The following is an 18,169-nucleotide window of genomic DNA, read 5'->3' on the forward strand; positions in this document are numbered from 1 at the left end:
TTGGAGTGCGGGAATCGATGGTACGGCAGGAACAACGCCTTCGAAGACAAGGTCCAATCGCAGATTCTCTCCCTTCAGCGGGCGTGTCACCGAACGTGTCCGTGATCGCCGGGGCTCCGGGCCCGGTTACCCGCTGTGTCCTTCTTCACAGGAACCGGCGGCCGGCGCGGGGCGTCGCGTGACCCCGCGCGCTCGGTCGTGCACTCCGCCGCTACCGGGCCCGACCGCCGGAAAGCCGTCACCGGACCACTACGATCGGCCCATGACCTGTGTGCTGCTCGCCGAGGACGACCCGGCTATCTCGGAACCGCTGGCCCGTGCGCTGCGCCGCGAGGGCTACGAGGTCCTGGTCCGCGAGGACGGCCCCTCGGCGCTGGAGGCGGGGCTGGAGGAGGAGGTCGACCTGGTCGTCCTCGACCTCGGCCTGCCGCAGATGGACGGCCTGGAGGTGTGCCGCCGGCTGCGCGCGGACGGCCGCAGCTGCCCGGTACTGGTGCTCACCGCCCGGGCCGACGAGGTCGACACCGTGGTCGGCCTGGACGCAGGTGCCGACGACTACGTGACCAAGCCGTTCCGGCTGGCCGAACTGCTGGCCCGGGTCCGGGCCCTGCTGCGGCGCGGCAACGTGGACTCGCTCTCCACCGGCGCGCACGGCGTGCGGATCGACATCGAGTCCCACCGGGCCTGGCTGGGCGAGGAGGAACTGACCCTCTCCGCCAAGGAGTTCGAGCTGCTGCGGGTGCTGGTGCGAGACGCCGGCCGGGTGGTGACCCGGGAGGACATCATGCGCCAGGTCTGGGACACCACCTGGTGGACCTCCACCAAGACCCTGGACATGCACATCTCCTGGCTGCGCAAGAAGCTCGGCGACGACGCGACCAACCCGCGCTACATCGCCACCGTGCGCGGCGTGGGCTTCCGCTTCGAGAAGAACTAGTACCGCTCCGTTGAAACGCCGCATGATCAACTCGCTGCTCGGCGTGGTGCTGGTGGTGGTGGCGGTGTTCTGCGTACCGCTCGCCCTGCTCGAGAAGCGCAGCATCGTCAGCAACGCCCAGGACCGGGTGGACGCCGCAGCGGTCCGGCTGCTCGGACTGGTGGAGACCCGGTTGGCGGCCGGCGAGCCGGTGACCGGCGAGCGGATCGGCAGCCAGGTGATCGAGGGCGACTACGCGGAGATCCGGATCCCGGGCCAGCCGGTGATCACCATCGGCACCCCGCCGGCCGGGCACCCGCTGACCGCCAGCGAGAGCGGTCCCAGCAGCGAGACGGTGACGGTCGAGCAGTCCCGGCACAACGTCGACCACGAGATCGGCAACATGCTGCTGCTGCTCGGCCTGGTCGCACTGCTGGCCGTGCAGGCCGCGGTGGCCCTGGCGGTCTGGCAGGCCCGCCGGCTGGCCCGGCCGCTCACCGACCTGGCCGAGACCGCCGAGCGGCTCGGCTCCGGCGACCCGCGCCCGCGCGACCGCCGCTACGGAGTGCCCGAACTGGACCGGGTGGCCGAGGTGCTGGACGCCAGCGCCGAGCGGATCGGCCGGATGCTCACCGCCGAGCGGCGGCTGGCCGCCGACGCCTCGCACCAGCTGCGCACCCCGCTGACCGCGCTCTCCATGCGGCTGGAGGAGATCACCGCGCTCTGCGACCAGCCGGAGACGGTCCGCGAGGAGGCCAGCATCGCGCTGCAGCAGGTGGAGCGGCTGACCGACGTGGTGCAGCGGCTGCTCACCAACCAGCGCGACACCCACGGCCCGAGCGCGGCCGGCTTCGACCTGGACGAGGTGGTCAAGCAGCAGCACGAGGAGTGGGCCGCCTCGATGCGCGGCACCGGCCGGCGGCTGGTGATCGAGGGGCTGGAGCACGTCACGGCGACCGGCACCCCCGGCACGGTCTCCCAGGTGCTGGCCACCCTGATCGAGAACTCGCTGATGCACGGCGGCGGCACGGTGACCCTGCGGGTGCGCTCCTCGGGCAGCTCGGCGGTGATCGAGGTCCAGGACGAGGGGCCGGGCGTGCCGCCGGAGCTCGGCAACCGGGTCTTCGAACGGGCCGTCAGCGGCCGCAACTCCACCGGCATCGGCCTGGCAGTGGCCCGCGACCTGGCGGAGGCGGACGGCGGGCGGCTGGAGCTGCTCTCGCTCAAGCCTCCGGTCTTCGCGCTCTTCCTGCCCCGAACCCGACCCGGCCAGGACCGGGCCTAGCAGGCCAGGCGCAGCAGGCCGGGCGCAGCGGCGGCTACCGCGCGAACTGCGGGCTGTCCTCGATGCTCAGGAGCCGCTCGGCCTCGGCCACCACCTCGGTCGGCTCGGCCAGCTCCGGCAGCGCGCGGAACACCCAGGTGCGGTAGGAGAAGAACCGGAACAGCGTGGCGATGCCGGTACCCAGCACCTTGGCGCCGTTGTAGGCGAGGGTGCTCGTCATGCCCAGGCCGTAGACGGCGAACCAGACGGCGCCGTTCTCGATCAGCAGGCCGATCCCGCTGAACAGCAGGAACAGGGTGATCTCCCGGCGCCGCGAGGCCGCGTCGCTGTCCTTGTAGACCCAGTAGCGGTAGCCCAGGTAGTTGACCACGATCGCGACCAGGGTGCCGATCACCGAGCAGCGCACCGGCGCCCAGTGGGTCAGGTGCAGCACCGCGTTGGAGAGGCCGAAGTTCACCGCGAAGCCGACCAGACCGACCACGGCGAACTGCACTACCTCGCCCGAGACGCCGCGCAGCCGCTGGAGCAGGGAGGGACGTCGGTGGGTGCGATTGGCGGTCATCCGGTGAGTTCTCCGTACTGTCCGGGCACTGGGCCATCCAGGCTACCCGCCCCGCAGTACCGCCAAGTCCGCCCAACGGCCGCCCGGCCGCGGAGCGGGTCGGGCAGCCCGCCGCTGCACCCCCTTCGACCGGCCCGGATATCCTTGCCTCCGTGACTCTCCCCGGCAGCGCAAAATTTCCCGTCGTGGGCATGGTGGGCGGCGGTCAGCTGTCCCGCATGACGCACGAGGCCGGCATTCCGCTCGGCATCCGCTTCAGGCTCCTCGCCGACACCCCGCAGGACTCGGCGGCCCAAGTCGTCGGCGACACCGTGCTCGGCGACTACCGCGACCTGGACACCCTGCGCCGGTTCGCCGCCGACTGCGCCGTGGTCACCTTCGACCACGAGCACGTCCCCACCGAGCACCTGCGGGTCCTCCAGGCCGAGGGCGTCGCGGTCCGCCCGGGCCCGGACGCGCTGGTCAACGCGCAGGACAAGGGCGTGATGCGGGCCAAGCTGGACGCGATCGGCGTGCCCTGCCCGCGGCACCGGCTGGTCGCCGACCCGGCCGACGTGACGGCCTTCGCCGCCGAGGGCGACGGCTACCCCGTGGTGCTCAAGACGGTGCGCGGCGGCTACGACGGCAAGGGCGTCTGGGTGGTGGCCGACGAGACCGAGGCACAGGCCCCGTTCCTGGCCGGCGTCGCGGTGCTGGCCGAGGAGAAGGTGGACTTCCTGCGCGAGCTGGCCGCCAACGTGGTCCGCTCACCCAGCGGCCAGGCGGTCGCCTACCCGGTGGTGGAGAGCGTCCAGGAGCACGGGGTGTGCGCCGAGGTCACCGCGCCCGCCCCCGGCCTGGACCCGGCCCTCGCCAACGAGGCCCAGGAGCTGGCGCTGCGGATCGCCGGCGAGCTGGAGATCACCGGCCACCTGGCGGTGGAGCTGTTCCAGACCAGGGACGGCCGGATCCTGGTCAACGAGCTGGCGATGCGACCGCACAACTCCGGCCACTGGTCGATCGACGGCGCGGTCACCTCGCAGTTCGAGAACCACCTGCGCGCGGTACTGGACCTGCCGCTGGGCGACCCGCGCCCGCGGGCCAAGTGGACCGTGATGGTCAACGTGCTCGGCGGCGACTACCCGGACATGTACCACGCCTACCTGCACTGCATGGCCCGCGACCCGGGCCTGCGGATCCACATGTACGGCAAGGACGTGAAGCCCGGCCGCAAGGTGGGCCACGTCACCGTCTTCGGGGACGACCTCGAGGACGTGCGCGAGCGGGCGCGCCACGCGGCCGCGTACCTGAGAGGCACGATCACCGAATGACGAGCAATCCCGTTGTCGGCATCGCGATGGGCTCCGACTCCGACTGGTCGGTGATGGAGGCCGCGGCCCAGGCGCTGGACGAGTTCGAGGTGCCCTACGAGGTGAACGTCCTGTCGGCGCACCGGATGCCGCGCGAGATGATCGCCTACGGCGAGCAGGCGCACACCCGCGGCCTGAAGGCGATCATCGCGGGCGCCGGCGGTGCGGCCCACCTGCCGGGCATGCTGGCCTCGGTCACCCCGCTGCCGGTGATCGGCGTGCCGGTGCCGCTGCGCTACCTGGACGGCATGGACAGCCTGCTCTCGATCGTGCAGATGCCGGCCGGTGTGCCGGTGGCCACCGTCTCGGTCGCCGGGGCCCGCAACGCCGGCCTGCTCGCGGTGCGCATGGTGGCCGCCTTCGACCCGGAGCTGACCGAGAAGATGGTCGACTTCCAGACCGAGCTGAACCACCAGGCGACCGAGAAGGGCGCCAAGCTGCGCGCCAAGGTCGCCGGTTCGACCTCCTTCGGCTTCAGCCGCTGACGGTCCTTAAGTCGCTGACGGCCTTTCAGCTGCTGACGGTCCGTCGCCCCGGGGCACGGCTACAGCTGCGGGATCTCGATGGCCGGGCAGCGGTCCATGACCATCCGCAGCCCGGCCGCCGTGGTCCGCGCGTAGGCCGCCTCGTCGATCACGTCGAGCTGGAACCAGACCGCGCGGGCCCCGGCCGCCACCGCCTGGTCGGCCACCTCGCCGGCCAGCGAGCTGTTGACGAAGACGTCCACCACGTCGACCGGGAAGGGGATCTCGGCCAGCGAGGCGTACCCCTGCTCGCCGAGCACCGACTCGGCCTTGGGGTGCACCGGCACGATCCGCTTGCCGTACCGCTGCAGCACCTGCGCCACCCCGTAGGCGGCGCGCCGCTGGTTGCTGGACAGGCCCACCACGGCCCAGGTGTCCCCGGTGCGGGTGAGGATCTCGCGGACGGCGTCAAGGTCGCGGTAGTCGGTCATGCCGGTGACAACCGACCTGGCCGGGCCGCCATTCCGCGCCGGCACGGGAGCGCTCAGCTGGGCCGGCCCATCGCCCGGTAGGTCCAGCCGGCCTCGCGCCAGCGCGGGCCGTCGAGCACGTTGCGCCCGTCCAGGATCCGCCGCTCGGCGACCACCGCACCCAGCGCCACCGGGTCCAGCTCGCGGAACTCCTGCCACTCCGTCAGGTGCAGCACCACGTGGGCGCCGACCGCGGCCTCGGCGGGGGAGGCGGCGTAGGAGAGCGAGGGGAACATCTTGCGGGCGTTGTCCATCGCGCGCGGGTCGTAGACGGTCACCTCGGCGCCCTGCAGCTGGATCTGGGCGGCCACGTTGAGCGCGGGCGAGTCGCGGATGTCGTCCGAGTCCGGCTTGAACGCCGCGCCCAGCACCGCCACCCGGCGGTCCAGGAAACCGCCGCCGCACTGCTCGCGGGCCAGCTCCACCATCCGGGAGCGGCGCCGCATGTTGATCGAGTCCACCTCGCGCAGGAAGGTGAGCGCCTGGTCGGCGCCCAGCTCGCCGGCCCGGGCCATGAAGGCGCGGATGTCCTTGGGCAGGCAGCCGCCGCCGAAGCCGAGGCCGGCGTTGAGGAACCGGCCGCCGATCCGGTCGTCGTAGGAGAGCGCCTTGCTGAGCAGCGTGACGTCCGCGCCGGAGGCCTCGCAGACCTCGGCCATCGCGTTGATGAAGGAGATCTTGGTGGCCAGGAAGGAGTTGGCGGCGGCCTTGACCAGCTCGGCGGTCGGGTAGTCGGTGACCACCATCGGCACGCCCTCGGCCATCGGCGTCGCGTAGACCTCGCGCAGCAGTTCCTCGGCCCGGCCGCCCTCGCGCACCCCGATCACGATCCGGTCCGGGTGCAGGGTGTCGCCGACCGCGAAGCCCTCGCGCAGGAACTCCGGGTTCCAGGCCAGCTCCACCTGCTCACCGGCCGGGGCCAGCGCGGCCAGCCGCTCGGCCAGCCGGCCGGCGCTGCCCACCGGCACGGTCGACTTGCCGACCACCAGGGCCGGGCGGGTCAGCTGCGGGGCCAGCGCGTCCACCGCGGCGTCCACGTAGGACATGTCGGCGGCGAATTCGCCCTTGCGCTGCGGAGTGTTCACACAGATGAAGTGCACGTCCGCGAATTCCGCGACCTCGGCGACCGAGGAGGTGAAGCGCAGCCGCCCGGTCGAACCGGGGTGGCCCACCACGTGCTTGACCAGCAGGTCGGACAGCCCGGGCTCGTACATCGGCACCCGGCCGGCCGCCAGGGCGGCGAGCTTGTCCTGGTCCACGTCCAGGCCGATCACCTCGAACCCGAGCTCCGCCAGGCAGGCCGCGTGGGTCGCGCCGAGGTAGCCGGTACCGATGACCGAGATGCGCAGGGCCACAGGGGTTCCCCTTTACGGGCCGCCGGGGGTAGACCGGCAGGAGCGGGACGGGATGCAGGGACCGATGGTAACGGCTGCCGGTTGCGTGTCATCCACGTCACGTCCCCCGCGAGCAGGGGCAAGCCCTAGAATGTTGTCCTACTTAACAGTAACTAACGGGTACGAATCCTGAGAGGCGCACACCATGGCGAGCAGTGCCGATTTCGACCTCTTCAAGCTCTCGGAGGAGCACGAGATGCTCCGCGAGACGGTCCGTGCGCTCGCCGAGGCGAAGATCGCGCCTTTCGCCGCCGAGGTGGACGAGCAGGGCCGCTTCCCGCAGGAGGCCCGGGACGCACTGGAGGCCAACGAGCTGCACGCGGTGCACGTCCCCGAGGAGTACGGCGGCGCCGGTGCCGACGCGCTCGCCACCGTCCTGGTGATCGAGGAGGTGGCCCGGGTCTGCGCCTCCTCCTCGCTGATCCCCGCCGTCAACAAGCTCGGCTCGCTGCCGGTCCAGCTCTCCGGCTCCGAGGAGCTCAAGGCCAAGTACCTGGGCGCGCTGGCCCGTGGCGAGGGCATGTTCTCCTACTGCCTCTCCGAGCCGGACGCCGGCTCGGACGCGGCCGGCATGAAGACCCGCGCGGTGCGCGACGGCGACTTCTGGGTGCTCAACGGCGTCAAGCGGTGGATCACCAACGCCGGCGTCTCCGAGTTCTACACGGTGATGGCCGTCACCGACCCCGAGAAGCGCTCCAAGGGCATCTCCGCCTTCGTGGTGGAGAAGGGCGACGAGGGCGTCTCGTTCGGCGCCCCGGAGAAGAAGCTCGGCATCAAGGGCTCGCCGACCCGCGAGGTCTACCTGGACAACGTGCGGATCCCGGCCGACCGCATGATCGGCGCCGAGGGCACCGGCTTCGCCACCGCGATGAAGACCCTGGACCACACCCGGATCACCATCGCCGCCCAGGCCCTCGGCATCGCCCAGGGCGCGCTCGACTACGCCAGCGGCTACGTCAAGGAGCGCAAGCAGTTCGGCAAGGCGATCGCCGAGTTCCAGGGCGTCCAGTTCATGCTGGCCGACATGGCGATGAAGCTGGAGGCGGCCCGCCAGCTCACCTACGCCGCCGCCGCCAAGTCGCAGCGGGTCGACGCCGACCTGACCTTCTTCGGTGCCGCCGCGAAGTGCTTCGCCTCGGACGTGGCGATGGAGGTCACCACCGACGCGGTCCAGCTGCTCGGCGGCTACGGCTACACCCGCGACTACCCGGTCGAGCGGATGATGCGCGACGCCAAGATCACCCAGATCTACGAGGGGACGAACCAGGTCCAGCGGATCGTCATGGCGCGCAACCTGCCCAGCGCCTGATCCCGAGTCGGCCGAGCCCCCGTCACCTGCCAGTGGCGGGGGCTCGCCCATGCTGTTACCCAGTACGGACACGGGCGGCCGAACCGCCGGCCCCGGGCGCGACGTGTTGATCGACGGCAGAGCGGAACGACTTGGGCGGGGAGCGATCATGCGGTGGAGCAGGGGAGCGGCGGCGGCCGCCACGGTGGCGGTGCTGGCGCTCGGAGCGGTGGCCTGCAACGACGAGGCGCCGGCGGCGCCCGCACCATCCTCGACGGCGGGCAGGCCGAGCGCTGCCGGCGCCACGGGCAGCGCCCGCCCCACCGGCAGCGCCGAGCCGACGGCGAGCGCGCAGGCCGGCGGCCGCTGCCACACGGGGGAGCTGACCGTCGACATCCAGATCCAGCCCGACCTGGTCGACTCCGCGATGGTGCTGCTGACCAACAAGGGCAGCCGCACCTGCACCGTCCAGGGCTACCTCGGCTACGACGGCCTGGAGGCGAGCGACCGCCCGCTCAAGCTGGCGACCAACCGGGTCGCCCACCCCGGGGCGCCGGTCGCGGTCACGCTGAAGCCCGGGACCACCGCTTTCTCGGGGCTCAAGTGGGCCTCGTGCGACAAGGCCTCGCCGACCTGCCCCTCGGTGGCGACCATCGTGGTGACCCCGCCGGACGAGACCACCCGGCTGACCGCCCGGGTGCTGGGCACCGACGGCAAGCCGCTGACCGAGCAGATGCTCGCGGTCTCGCCCGCCGGGTTCACGGTCGGCTCGCTGCAGCCCAGCAACCAGGGCGTGGTCTTCCCCTGAGCCGTGGCTGCCCCCGAGCAGTCACTTGCCCGGCGGTCGCGCCCCCGCCACGGTGCTGGCCGCCGAGCTGCGCCGCCGACGCTCCGTCAGTCCGGTACCGCAGCCGGTCGGTCCCGGGTCGGTCCGTCCCGGGGCGGTCGGCGCTGAATCGGCCGGTCCTGAGCCGGTCAGCTCCGAGCCGTTGCCGGTGCCGAGTAGCGGCTCAGGAAGAGGTCCACTCCCGAGGTGATCACCCGGGTCAGCTCGGCCTCCGCCAGCTCGGCCTCGGGCCGGAAGGTGCGGACCAGCTGCGGCACGCCGACGGTGCAGGCGACCAGCTGCTGCACGGCCAGCGCCGGGTCCGGGACGTCCAGCACGCCGCGCTCGCCGAGCTCGGTGAACGCCTCGATCAGCGGGCCGTTGTTCATGTCGTAGCTGACCCGGTACCAGAGCTGGCCCAGCTGCGGGAACCGGTCGATCTCGCCGATCACCAGGCGGCGCAGCGACATGATGTCCGGGCGCAGCAGGATCCGGGTCCAGTCGAGGGTCAGCCGGATCAGCGCCGCCCGCAGGTCGGTGGCCTGCGCGATGGTGGAGTTGAACGGCTCCAGGTCGGCGTAGGTGGTGGGCAGTATCCCGCCGATCACCGCGAGGAAGAGCCGTTCCTTGCTGCCGAAGTGCTTGTAGATGGTGGCCTTGGAGACGCCGGACCGTGCGGTGATGGCGTCCATCGAGGCGGCCGAGTAGCCCTCGCGCAGGAACTCCACCAGGGCGGCGTCGATGATCGCCCGGCGCTTGCGCTGGGCGGCGTCCACCGGCTCCGGGATGATCGGGATGCCGTACTCGTCGGTCGGCCCGGCGGTGTTGGCGGCCATGGGGATCCTTACTCGGGACTGCGGGGCGGGTCTCAGTGTATGAACTGAACGGTTTGGTGTGCTACTGCGGGCAAGCTGGGTGCCGAGCACGGTACCGACCAGGAAGACCAGGTTGAACAGGCCGATCGCGCCGGCCCGCCGCTGCGGCCAGCGCGGCCAGCAGCGGTGCGCGCCCGACGCCCGTGCCGCACCGGCCCGCGCCCCGCCGCAAGGCGCCCGCGGCCGGCCGCCGCACGAGCCGCGAACCCCCTGCCGGAGCCTGCCGGCAGGGGGTTCGGCCGTCCTGGTCGGCGGCTACTTGACGTCGGGCACGGTCGTGTCGTTCTGGATCGCGTCGAACACCTGCTTGGACTTGGCCGCATCCCACTTGACCGCGGACTCGCCGGTGGAGGTGCGGTAGTCGGCGTTGCCGATCGGCACCGTGATGCTGCGCCCGTCGCCGCTGCTGACCGAGCGCATCGCGTCGAAGAGCCCGGCCAGGTCGGTCAGTCCGGCGTTCTTGTCCACGATCAGGGTGTCCAGGCCCGAGCCGATCAGCGGGTAGAGCGTGAACGGGTCGAGCAGGGTGCTCGGGGTGGCGGCCTGGTGGGCCAGTGCGGAGAGGAACTTCTGCTGGTTGCGCATCCGGCCCAGGTCCTGGTCGGCCATCTGGTGGCGCTGGCGGACGAAGGCGAGCGACTGCTGGCCGGTCAGGGTCTGGCAGCCGGCCTTGAGGTTGAGCCCGGAGTCCTTGTCCTGGACGGCCTGGTCGATACACATGTGCACGCCGCCCACCGCGTCCACGATGCCGACGAACCCGGCGAAGCCGACCTCGGCGTAGTGGTCGAGGTGGATACCGGTGTTCTGCTCGACGGTGCGGGTCAGCAGTTCGCCGCCGCCGTTGTTGAAGGCCGAGTTGATCTTGCTGGTGGTGGCCGGAATGGTCTTGCCGGTGCCCGCGGTGTCCAGGTGGGCCGGGATCGGCACCCAGGAGTCGCGCGGGATGCTCATCAGCGTGTTCCCGTGGTCGCCGATGTGCAGGATCATCATCGAGTCGCTGCGCTTGCCGTCGTCCGACCCGGTGTGCAGGTCCTGCTTCTGGGTGTCGCTCAGGCCGTTGCGGCTGTCCGAGCCGACGATCAGCCAGTTGGTGCCCTTGCCCGCCTTCGGCCGGCCCGACCAGTCCTTGAGCACGTCCTGCTGGTTGAGCTTGGAGTCGGCCCACAGGTAGGTGCCGACGCCGGTGCCGAGCAGCACCAGGACCAGGCCGAGCACGACCCACCGCACCACGCGCCAGCGGGACCGGCGCCGGGCGGTCGGCGCACCCGGCCGACCGGGTCCGCCCGCTCCGCCCGGTCCGCCCGCTCCGCCCGCTCCGGCGGGTCCGCCCGGTCCGCGCTGGGCCGGGGGCCGGGCCCCGGGACCACGAGGGTTCAGGCCGGGCGGCAGCGGCGGCTCGGCGCCGCTGCCGAAGGCGCCACCGCCGGCTGCCCCCTGGGGCCGGTGACCGCCCTGAGCTCCGTAACCGTCGCCGCCCGGGCGGCCCTGCTGCCTGTCATCCATGCCACAGAGGATGCCCGAGCCGGGGCCGCCACACGGGCTTTCGGCCGCTGTTGTAGCAGAGTTGATGCAGCTCACGGACCTGGACCGGGCAGTATCACGGACCGGGACGAATCTTGACCGGTTCGCGCGGCCCGTGCTGTCATGACTGGCATGGACCAGCAGCCCAGCCTCACGCGTCGGCGCCACGTCGACCTCAAGCGTGTCAGCGGCTCGCTCTGTCGTTCCCTCGCCCGCGGCTGATCCCCGTCGCCCGCAGTACTCCCCGCGGTCCCCACCCGCGGTCCGCCCTGCCCCGAGGTGAACCCCCCATGGCCACCGTCCTCGCCCTCACCGGCTCGCCCTCCGCTGGCTCCCGCACCGCCCGCCTGGTGCACCACGTCGGCGCCCGGCTCGCCGACCACGGGCACCGGGTGGTGACCCTGCACGCCCGCGAGCTGCCGGCCGAGGCGCTGCTCGCCGCCGACACCGGAAACCCCGCGATAGCCCGGGCCGTCGAGCTGGTGGCCGCCGCGGACGGCCTGGTGATCGGCACCCCGGTCTACAAGGCCGCCTACTCAGGCCTGTTGAAGACCTTGCTGGACCTGCTGCCGCAGCACGCGCTGCGCGGCAAGACGGTGCTCCCGCTGGCCACCGGCGGCTCCGCCGCGCACATGCTCGCGGTCGACTACGCGCTGCGCCCGGTGCTCGCCTCGATGGGCGCCCCGCACATCACCCACGGCTGGTTCGTGCTGGACCGTCACATCGGCACCGGCCCGGACGGGGCGACGGTGCTGGAGCCGGAGACCGAGGTGCTGCTCGCCCCGGTGGTGGACGCCTTCGCGGCAGCGCTGTCGGGCCGCGCCGAACCCGCGCTGTCGGGGCGGCCCGAACCGGCGCTGGCGGCGGGCCGCTGACCGGTCGTCGGCGGTGCTCGCAAGGGCGCCCCTGACAGCGGGCGCGCGTCCCCTAGGGGAGGCCGTCCGCGTCCCGTACGACTCCCGTCGCCCAGGGTCCTCCCGGCGGATGACGAGTTGTACGCCGTAAGGCTCTACTTTGGTGACATCGGCTCGGCCACCCTCTCTTCCGGGGCCGGGCTCGGGGGATCACTTCACCAAGGAGCACACCGTGACGACGGCATCCGCAGCCGTGCAGACATCCGAGAACCCTGGCGGCCCGTCCGCCAACGCCGCCGCGGCGCGGCAGGTGACCAAGGCGTACGGCCAGGGCGAGACCCGCGTCACGGCGCTCGATGCGGTCGACGTGGACATCCAGCGCGGCCGGTTCACCGCGATCATGGGCCCCTCCGGCTCCGGCAAGTCCACCCTGATGCACTGCCTGGCCGGCCTGGACAGTGTGACGGACGGTCGGATCTGGATCGGCGACACCGAGATCACCGGGCTGCGGGACAAGCAGCTGACCCAGCTGCGCCGGGACAAGATCGGCTTCATCTTCCAGGCCTTCAACCTGCTCCCGACGCTGAACGCGCTGGAGAACATCACGCTGCCGATGGACATAGCCGGCCGCAAGCCCGACCAGGCCTGGCTGGACCAGGTGGTGGACACGGTGGGCCTGGCCGACCGGCTCAAGCACCGCCCGACCCAGCTGTCCGGTGGTCAGCAGCAGCGCGTCGCGGTGGCCCGGGCGCTGGCCGCCCGCCCCGAGATCATCTTCGGCGACGAGCCGACCGGCAACCTCGACTCCCGCTCCGGCGCCGAGGTGCTCACCTTCCTGCGCCGCTCGGTGGACGAGCTCGCCCAGACCATCGTCATGGTGACGCACGACCCGGTGGCCGCGGGCTACGCGGACCGGGTGCTGTTCCTGGCCGACGGCTCGATCGTGGACGAGATGAACTCTCCGACCGCGGACTCCGTCCTCGAGCGCATGCGCCGTTTCGACGGCAAGCGCACCAGCTGAGGCGGGGTCAGGACTCATGCTGCTCAAGACTTCACTACGGAGCTTCGTCGCCCACAAGGGCCGGATGGTGCTCTCCCTGATCGCGATCGTGCTGTCGGTGGCCTTCGTCTCCGGCACCCTGGTCTTCTCCAACACCGCGACCAGCACCTTCGACAAGCTGTTCGCCTCCACCGCCTCGGACATCCAGATCAGCCAGGCGCCCGCCAAGAAGGACGCCGGGGCGGGGCAGGGCGGCCCGAGCGCCAAGACGCTGACGGTGCCGGCCTCGGCGGTCCAGCAGATCGCCGCCCAGCCCGGCGTGAAGAGCGCCCAGGGTGACATCTCGGTGGTCGACGCCACCCTGGTCAACCCGAAGACCAAGAAGCAGGCGGGCCCGGTTAGCGGTGCTCCGACCATCGTCGGCTCCTGGACCCCTGGTCCGCGCAGCCCGATGAAGATCACCTCCGGCGCGGCACCGGCCGGCGCCCAGCAGGCGATGCTCGACGCGGACACCGCCAAGAAGGCCAAGCTCGGCCTCGGCGACCCGATCGAGGTGATCGACGCGCTGGGCACCTACACCTACACCGTCTCCGGAATCGCCACCTTCACCGGCACCAACCCCGGTGCGGCGCTGGTCTTCCTGGACGTCCCGACCGCCCAGCACGACCTGCTCGGCCAGAGCGACGTCTACACCTCGATCGCCGCGTTCGGCGACGGCAGCGTCTCCAACGACCAGCTCAAGAGCGAGGCGCTCGGCGCCCTCGGCAGCGGCTACCAGGTCAAGACCGCGGCCGAGCAGCAGGCCGACGGCAGCAAGGGGATCGGGTCCGTCCTCGACTTCATGAAGTACGTGATGCTCGGCTTCGCCGGCGTCTCGCTGCTGGTCGGCGGCTTCCTGATCATCAACACCTTCTCCATGCTGGTGGCCCAGCGGACCAGGGAGATCGGCCTGCTGCGGGCCCTCGGCGGCAGCCGCGGGCAGGTCAACGGCTCGGTGCTGATCGAGGCGCTGGTGCTCGCCGTGGTCGGCTCCACGATCGGCATGCTGGCCGGGCTGGGCCTGGCCCAGTTGCTGATCGGGTTGATGAAGCTGGTCGGGATGAACATCAGCTCCTCGCTGGAGTTCACCGCCACGGTGCCGATCGCCTCCTACACGGTGGGCATCGTGATCACCGTGGTCTCCGCGATCATCCCGGCCTTCCGGGCCTCCAGGGTCGCCCCGATGGCCGCGCTGCGCGACCACGGCACTCCGAGCGAGGGCGCCTCCAACAAGGTCCGGGTGATCATCGGCCTGGTGCTGACGCTCGGCGGGGCCGGGCTGCTGGTGGCCGGCGGCCTCGCGAGCAAGGCCGGCACCGGCGGTTCGCTGCTGGGCCTGGGGGTGCCGTTCACCCTGATCGGCTTCGTGGTGCTCGGCCCGTTGCTGGCCACCGGCCTGATCCGGCTGCTCGGCGGCTTCCTGCCGAAGCTGTTCGGACCGGCCGGCAAGCTCGCCCAGCGCAACGCGATGCGCAACCCGCGCCGCACCGGCGCCACCGCGGCCGCGCTGATGATCGGCCTGGCCCTGGTCACCGGCGCCGCGGTGGTCACCTCCTCGATGGTCAGCTCGACCAACTCGCAGATCGAGAAGCAGGTCGGCGCGGACTACCTGGCCTTCGCCAATCGGACCGGCATCACCCCGGCCATGGTGGCCGCGGCCCAGAAGGCCTCGGGGATCGACCACATCACCGAGGAGAAGTACCTGCCGGCCACCTTCACCACGCCGGACGGCAAGACCACCGAGGCCGAGGTCGCGGCGGAGTCCTCGACCTTCGCCGGTGACTTCCACTTCCCGGTCAGCTCGGGTTCGCCGCAGGACGCGATCACCGGTGGCGGCATCTCGGTCGACGAGACCTTCGCCAAGGACCACGGCCTCAAGCTCGGGGACAAGCTGGCGATCGACTACGGCAAGGGCCGCACCCAGTCCCTGCCGGTCGCGGTGATCACCAGCAAGGGCAGCCAGATCTTCGACGGGCACTTCTACACCGGTCTCGAGACCGTCACCCAGGTGGTCCCGGCCGACCAGCAGCCGGTCGACCGCGCCTTCTACGGGATGGCTGCTGCCGGGGCCGACAAGGGCAAGACCTACCAGGCCCTGCAGGACGCGCTGATCGACTACCCGCAGGTGACGGTGAAGGACCAGGAGGGACTCAAGCAGCTCTTCCAGGCGAACGTGAACGTCCTGCTGTACCTGGTCTACGGCCTGCTCGGGCTGGCGATCCTGGTCGCGGTGCTCGGTGTGATCAACACGCTGGCGCTCTCGGTGGTCGAGCGGACCCGGGAGATCGGCCTGATGCGGGCGATCGGCATCTCCCGTCGGCAGCTGCGGCGGATGATCCGGCTGGAGTCGGTGGTGATCGCGGTCTTCGGTGCCGTGCTCGGCACCGGGTTGGGCCTGGCCTGGGGCGTCACCGCCCAGCAGGTGCTGCGCAACAGCGGCCTGGACACGCTGACCATTCCGGTCGTCACCATCATCGGGGTGCTGCTCGCCTCGGCGGTGATCGGTCTGCTGGCCGCGGTGGTGCCGGCTTTCCGGGCCTCCCGGATGAACGTGCTGGACGCCATCGCCACCGGCTGACGGTCACTCAGGCAGTACGAGGACCGGGCGTTCCTGCAAGGGCAGGAGCGCCCGGTTCGGTGTTTCCCGGGGTCCGGTACGGTTGGCCCCGATGAACACCATGGCTGCTGAGGAGCTGCCGGCGGTCTCCGTGATCATGCCGGTGCTCAACGAGGAACGACACCTCCGCTCCGCCGTGCGGCGGATCCTGGAGCAGGAGTACGCCGGTGCCATGGAGGTGGTGCTCGCGCTGGGTCCGTCCACCGACCGGACCGACGCGATCGCCGCCGAACTGGCGGCCGAGGACCCGCGGGTGCGCACCGTGCCCAACCCCACCGGGCGCACCCCCGCCGGGCTGAACGCGGCGATCCGCGCCTCCAGTCACCCGATAGTGGTGCGGGTGGACGGGCACGGGCTGCTCACGCCCGGGTACGTCGCCACCGCGGTGCGGTTGCTGCGCGAGATGGACGCGGCCAACGTCGGCGGGATCATGCACGCCGAGGGCGAGACCGAGTGGGAGCACGCGGTGGCCGCCGCGATGACCGCCAAGATCGGGGTCGGCAACGCCGCCTTCCACACCGGCGGCCTGGCCGGCGAGGCCGAGACGGTCTACCTCGGGGTGTTCCGCCGCGAGGTGCTGGAGAAGCTCGGCGGCTACAACGAGGAGTTCATCCGGGCCCAGGACTGGGAGCTCAACTACCGGATCCGCCAGGACGGCGGCCTGATCTGGTTCACCCCGCAGCTCAAGGTCACCTACCGGCCGCGCCCCAGCGTGCGGGCGCTGGCCAAGCAGTACAAGGACTACGGCCGCTGGCGCCGGGTGGTCACCCGCTACCACCGCGGCTCGGTCAACCTGCGCTACCTGGCCCCGCCGACCGCGCTGCTCGCGGTGCTGCTCGGCCTGGTGCTGGGTGCCGCGGTGCACCCGGCCTTCCTGGTGCTGCCCGGCGGCTACGCGGCCGGGATCCTGGCCGGCTCGGTGCCGGCCGGGCGCGGGCTGTCCGCCAAGGCCCGGCTGCTGCTGCCGGTGGCACTGGCCACCATGCACTTCAGCTGGGGCTTCGGCTTCCTCACCTCGCCGCGCAAGCTGGCCGACAAGGTGATCGCCTCCACCCTCCCGGGCGCGGCCCGCGGTCTGGAGCGCACCGCCTGAGGCGCTACCTTCAGTGGCGTGAGCGAAGCAGTACGTGTCGAACCCAGCGCGGACGTCGATCCGCGCGCCCGCCTCGGCGCCGGCACCACCGTCTGGCACCTCGCCCAGATCCGCGAGGAGGCGGTGGTCGGCGCCGAGTGCGTGATCGGGCGCGGCGCCTACCTGGGCCCGGGGGTGCGACTCGGCGACCGGGTGAAGGTGCAGAACCACGCCCTGGTCTACGAGCCAGCGGTGGTCGAGGACGGGGTCTTCATCGGCCCGGCCGTGGTGCTGACCAATGACCTGTACCCGCGCGCGGTCGGGGTGGACGGGCGGCTCAAGCGGGCCGCCGACTGGCGGGCCGACGGCGTGCTGCTGCGCGAGGGCTGCTCGATCGGCGCCCGTGCGGTGCTGGTGGCCGGGGTGACGGTGGGCCGCTGGGCGCTGGTGGCGGCCGGCGCGGTGGTGCGCCGGGACGTGCCGGACCACGCGCTGGTGGCCGGGGTGCCGGCCCGCCGGATCGGCTGGGTCGGCCGGGCCGGGCAGCCGCTGGCCGCGCGCGGGCCCGGGCACTGGGAGTGCCCGGCCACCGGGGAGCGGTACGCGGAGGAGCAGCCCGGCGCCCTGGTGCTGCGCTGAGCCGGCCCGGCAGCGGCCTGCCGGGCCGACCCGGGGTCAGCTCAGGCGCAGCGTGACCTTCTCGGCCTCGATCCGGGACTTCCACTGCTCCTCGGTCAGCTCCGCGGAGTTGCGGCACAGCACCACCGAGCCGCCGGCCACCAGCGGGGCCAGCAGCCCGGCCTCCAGGCCCGCCCAGTCGTCGAAGGAGAGGGTGCTGAGCACCCGGGAGCCGCGCTCCAGGCCGAGCCGGGCGGCGCCCTCGCGGGCCAGCTGCACGGTCTGACCGGCGCTCAGCTTGAGCGGCAGCCCGTCCACCACGGTCTCCAGCGCGGGGGTGTCGGCCACCACCGGCGAGTACGGCGCGAACCGGTCGCCCTGGCCGGGCACCTCGGCCGCGTAGTCCAGGAAGCCGTCGGGGCGCTGCGGGAACCGGCCGCCGAGCGGGCGCAGCGCCAGCGCCACCCGTTCGCCGGAACAGGCCTGCGCGGCCGCCAGCCCGTCCGGCCCGCTGACCACCAGGGAGGCCTCGGCCGGATCGCCGGCCGGGACCGCGGTGACCCCGACCGACCAGCAGGCGAGCAGCCAGACCGCGCTCTGCCAGTGGGCCGGCAGCAGAAGTGCCGCCGTGTCCTCCGGGCCCGCGTTCAGCTCGTCCTGGAGCAGGTTGGCGGTCTTGGCGACCCAGTTGTCGAAGGTCTTGACCGAGAGTTCGACCCGCTCGCCGGTGTCGTCGTCGTAGAACGTGACGAGCGGGCGGGCGGGGTCCTCACCGAGGGCGGCTCGCAGCAGCTCGGCGGGGGTACGGGCGTCGGCAGCGAAAGGCGCAGTCATGGTGCGGACCAGCCTAAGGCCTGCCGGGTACGCCGGGGGAGGGGGTCGGCCCGGTACGACGGGCGCGGCCGACGGCCTGTCAGGTCGTCGCGGGCGGCGGGTGGCGGCCGAGGCATTGTGAGCTG

Annotated in this window: 18 protein-coding genes; 12 read left to right on the forward strand and 6 right to left on the reverse strand. The window is 72.1% G+C overall.

From position 1 onward, the window contains the following. Positions 1 to 262: 262 nt before the first annotated feature. Both C7C46_RS18415 and C7C46_RS18420 read left to right on the forward strand, forming a co-directional pair. Positions 263 to 937 (forward strand): response regulator transcription factor, encoded by a 675-nt coding sequence (locus C7C46_RS18415; RefSeq protein ID WP_110670950.1) that lies wholly within the window; start codon positions 263 to 265, stop codon positions 935 to 937. Positions 938 to 947: 10 nt separating this feature from the next. Further along, positions 948 to 2,201 carry an ATP-binding protein gene (locus tag C7C46_RS18420; protein WP_110670951.1) on the forward strand — a complete coding sequence of 418 codons (1,254 nt, stop codon included), beginning with the start codon at positions 948 to 950 and terminating at the stop codon, positions 2,199 to 2,201. Between the two features lie 34 nt (positions 2,202 to 2,235). Here the strand turns inward: C7C46_RS18420 and C7C46_RS18425 are convergent, their stop codons facing one another. After that, complete coding sequence (locus C7C46_RS18425) at positions 2,236 to 2,763, reverse strand: GtrA family protein (protein ID WP_110670952.1); 528 nt, start codon at positions 2,761 to 2,763, stop codon at positions 2,236 to 2,238. A 140-nt stretch (positions 2,764 to 2,903) separates the two neighbouring features. Here C7C46_RS18425 and C7C46_RS18430 point away from each other — a divergent pair, with 140 nt between their 5' ends. Beyond that, positions 2,904 to 4,073, forward strand: a complete 1,170-nt coding sequence (locus C7C46_RS18430; RefSeq protein WP_110670953.1) for a 5-(carboxyamino)imidazole ribonucleotide synthase — start codon at positions 2,904 to 2,906, stop codon at positions 4,071 to 4,073. Continuing rightward, positions 4,070 to 4,597: a 5-(carboxyamino)imidazole ribonucleotide mutase gene (purE, locus tag C7C46_RS18435; RefSeq protein ID WP_110670954.1), complete on the forward strand. Its 528-nt coding sequence runs from the start codon at positions 4,070 to 4,072 to the stop codon at positions 4,595 to 4,597. Before C7C46_RS18430 ends, purE begins: the two co-directional genes overlap by 4 nt. A gap of 59 nt (positions 4,598 to 4,656) precedes the next feature. Here the strand turns inward: purE and C7C46_RS18440 are convergent, their stop codons facing one another. Both C7C46_RS18440 and C7C46_RS18445 read right to left on the reverse strand, forming a co-directional pair. Then, positions 4,657 to 5,067: a CoA-binding protein gene (locus C7C46_RS18440; protein WP_110670955.1), complete on the reverse strand. Its 411-nt coding sequence runs from the start codon at positions 5,065 to 5,067 to the stop codon at positions 4,657 to 4,659. A 53-nt stretch (positions 5,068 to 5,120) separates the two neighbouring features. Then, entirely contained in the window at positions 5,121 to 6,461 is a 1,341-nt protein-coding gene (locus C7C46_RS18445) for a UDP-glucose dehydrogenase family protein (protein WP_110670956.1), read from the reverse strand. A 184-nt stretch (positions 6,462 to 6,645) separates the two neighbouring features. Here C7C46_RS18445 and C7C46_RS18450 point away from each other — a divergent pair, with 184 nt between their 5' ends. Together C7C46_RS18450 and C7C46_RS18455 are read left to right on the forward strand one after the other, a co-directional pair. Beyond that, a complete protein-coding gene (locus tag C7C46_RS18450) occupies positions 6,646 to 7,809 on the forward strand; it encodes an acyl-CoA dehydrogenase family protein (protein ID WP_110670957.1) in 1,164 nt (387 codons plus the stop codon). A 148-nt stretch (positions 7,810 to 7,957) separates the two neighbouring features. Further along, on the forward strand, positions 7,958 to 8,596 hold the full coding sequence (locus tag C7C46_RS18455; RefSeq protein WP_181442405.1) for a DUF4232 domain-containing protein: 639 nt from the start codon (positions 7,958 to 7,960) through the stop codon (positions 8,594 to 8,596). A gap of 167 nt (positions 8,597 to 8,763) precedes the next feature. Here the strand turns inward: C7C46_RS18455 and C7C46_RS18460 are convergent, their stop codons facing one another. Both C7C46_RS18460 and C7C46_RS18465 read right to left on the reverse strand, forming a co-directional pair. Then, positions 8,764 to 9,450: a TetR/AcrR family transcriptional regulator gene (locus C7C46_RS18460; RefSeq protein ID WP_110670959.1), complete on the reverse strand. Its 687-nt coding sequence runs from the start codon at positions 9,448 to 9,450 to the stop codon at positions 8,764 to 8,766. Between the two features lie 294 nt (positions 9,451 to 9,744). Continuing rightward, a complete protein-coding gene (locus C7C46_RS18465) occupies positions 9,745 to 10,719 on the reverse strand; it encodes an LCP family protein (protein WP_342775410.1) in 975 nt (324 codons plus the stop codon). A gap of 423 nt (positions 10,720 to 11,142) precedes the next feature. Here C7C46_RS18465 and C7C46_RS37725 point away from each other — a divergent pair, with 423 nt between their 5' ends. The 6 genes from C7C46_RS37725 (at position 11,143) to C7C46_RS18490 (ending at position 17,231) form a co-directional block, all read left to right on the forward strand. Next, positions 11,143 to 11,232 carry a putative leader peptide gene (locus C7C46_RS37725; RefSeq protein WP_425470091.1) on the forward strand — a complete coding sequence of 30 codons (90 nt, stop codon included), beginning with the start codon at positions 11,143 to 11,145 and terminating at the stop codon, positions 11,230 to 11,232. A gap of 68 nt (positions 11,233 to 11,300) precedes the next feature. Further along, the gene (ssuE, locus tag C7C46_RS18470; RefSeq protein WP_110670961.1) at positions 11,301 to 11,885 is read left to right on the forward strand and encodes an NADPH-dependent FMN reductase; all 585 of its coding nucleotides are present in this window, start codon (positions 11,301 to 11,303) and stop codon (positions 11,883 to 11,885) included. 211 nt (positions 11,886 to 12,096) lie between these two features. Then, complete coding sequence (locus C7C46_RS18475; protein WP_181442406.1) at positions 12,097 to 12,885, forward strand: ABC transporter ATP-binding protein; 789 nt, start codon at positions 12,097 to 12,099, stop codon at positions 12,883 to 12,885. 16 nt (positions 12,886 to 12,901) lie between these two features. Beyond that, a complete protein-coding gene (locus C7C46_RS18480; protein ID WP_110670963.1) occupies positions 12,902 to 15,481 on the forward strand; it encodes an ABC transporter permease in 2,580 nt (859 codons plus the stop codon). A gap of 100 nt (positions 15,482 to 15,581) precedes the next feature. Continuing rightward, positions 15,582 to 16,613 (forward strand): glycosyltransferase family 2 protein, encoded by a 1,032-nt coding sequence (locus C7C46_RS18485; protein ID WP_110670990.1) that lies wholly within the window; start codon positions 15,582 to 15,584, stop codon positions 16,611 to 16,613. An 18-nt stretch (positions 16,614 to 16,631) separates the two neighbouring features. Continuing rightward, positions 16,632 to 17,231, forward strand: a complete 600-nt coding sequence (locus C7C46_RS18490) for an acyltransferase (RefSeq protein ID WP_110670964.1) — start codon at positions 16,632 to 16,634, stop codon at positions 17,229 to 17,231. A 36-nt stretch (positions 17,232 to 17,267) separates the two neighbouring features. Here C7C46_RS18490 and C7C46_RS18495 read toward each other — a convergent pair whose 3' ends face one another. After that, a complete protein-coding gene (locus C7C46_RS18495; RefSeq protein ID WP_110670965.1) occupies positions 17,268 to 18,044 on the reverse strand; it encodes a TIGR03089 family protein in 777 nt (258 codons plus the stop codon). Positions 18,045 to 18,169: the final 125 nt, after the last annotated feature.

Origin of the sequence: Streptomyces tateyamensis (genome assembly GCF_003205575.1) — a bacterium.
GTDB classification, from domain to species: Bacteria; Actinomycetota; Actinomycetes; order Streptomycetales; family Streptomycetaceae; genus Kitasatospora; species Kitasatospora tateyamensis.

Bases quoted from the DNA above. Each gene is read 5' to 3' on its own strand.
- C7C46_RS18485 (WP_110670990.1), top strand. From the start codon at position 15,582: ATGGCTGCTGAGGAGCTGCCGGCGGTCTCCGTGATCATGCCGGTGCTC.
- C7C46_RS18415 (WP_110670950.1), top strand. From the start codon at position 263: ATGACCTGTGTGCTGCTCGCCGAGGACGACCCGGCTATCTCGGAACCG.
- C7C46_RS18425 (WP_110670952.1), bottom strand. From the start codon at position 2,763: ATGACCGCCAATCGCACCCACCGACGTCCCTCCCTGCTCCAGCGGCTG.
- C7C46_RS18455 (WP_181442405.1), top strand. From the start codon at position 7,958: ATGCGGTGGAGCAGGGGAGCGGCGGCGGCCGCCACGGTGGCGGTGCTG.
- C7C46_RS18460 (WP_110670959.1), bottom strand. From the start codon at position 9,450: ATGGCCGCCAACACCGCCGGGCCGACCGACGAGTACGGCATCCCGATC.
- C7C46_RS18495 (WP_110670965.1), bottom strand. From the start codon at position 18,044: ATGACTGCGCCTTTCGCTGCCGACGCCCGTACCCCCGCCGAGCTGCTG.
- purE (WP_110670954.1), top strand. From the start codon at position 4,070: ATGACGAGCAATCCCGTTGTCGGCATCGCGATGGGCTCCGACTCCGAC.
- C7C46_RS18450 (WP_110670957.1), top strand. From the start codon at position 6,646: ATGGCGAGCAGTGCCGATTTCGACCTCTTCAAGCTCTCGGAGGAGCAC.
- C7C46_RS18440 (WP_110670955.1), bottom strand. From the start codon at position 5,067: ATGACCGACTACCGCGACCTTGACGCCGTCCGCGAGATCCTCACCCGC.
- C7C46_RS18480 (WP_110670963.1), top strand. From the start codon at position 12,902: ATGCTGCTCAAGACTTCACTACGGAGCTTCGTCGCCCACAAGGGCCGG.
- C7C46_RS37725 (WP_425470091.1), top strand. From the start codon at position 11,143: ATGGACCAGCAGCCCAGCCTCACGCGTCGGCGCCACGTCGACCTCAAG.
- ssuE (WP_110670961.1), top strand. From the start codon at position 11,301: ATGGCCACCGTCCTCGCCCTCACCGGCTCGCCCTCCGCTGGCTCCCGC.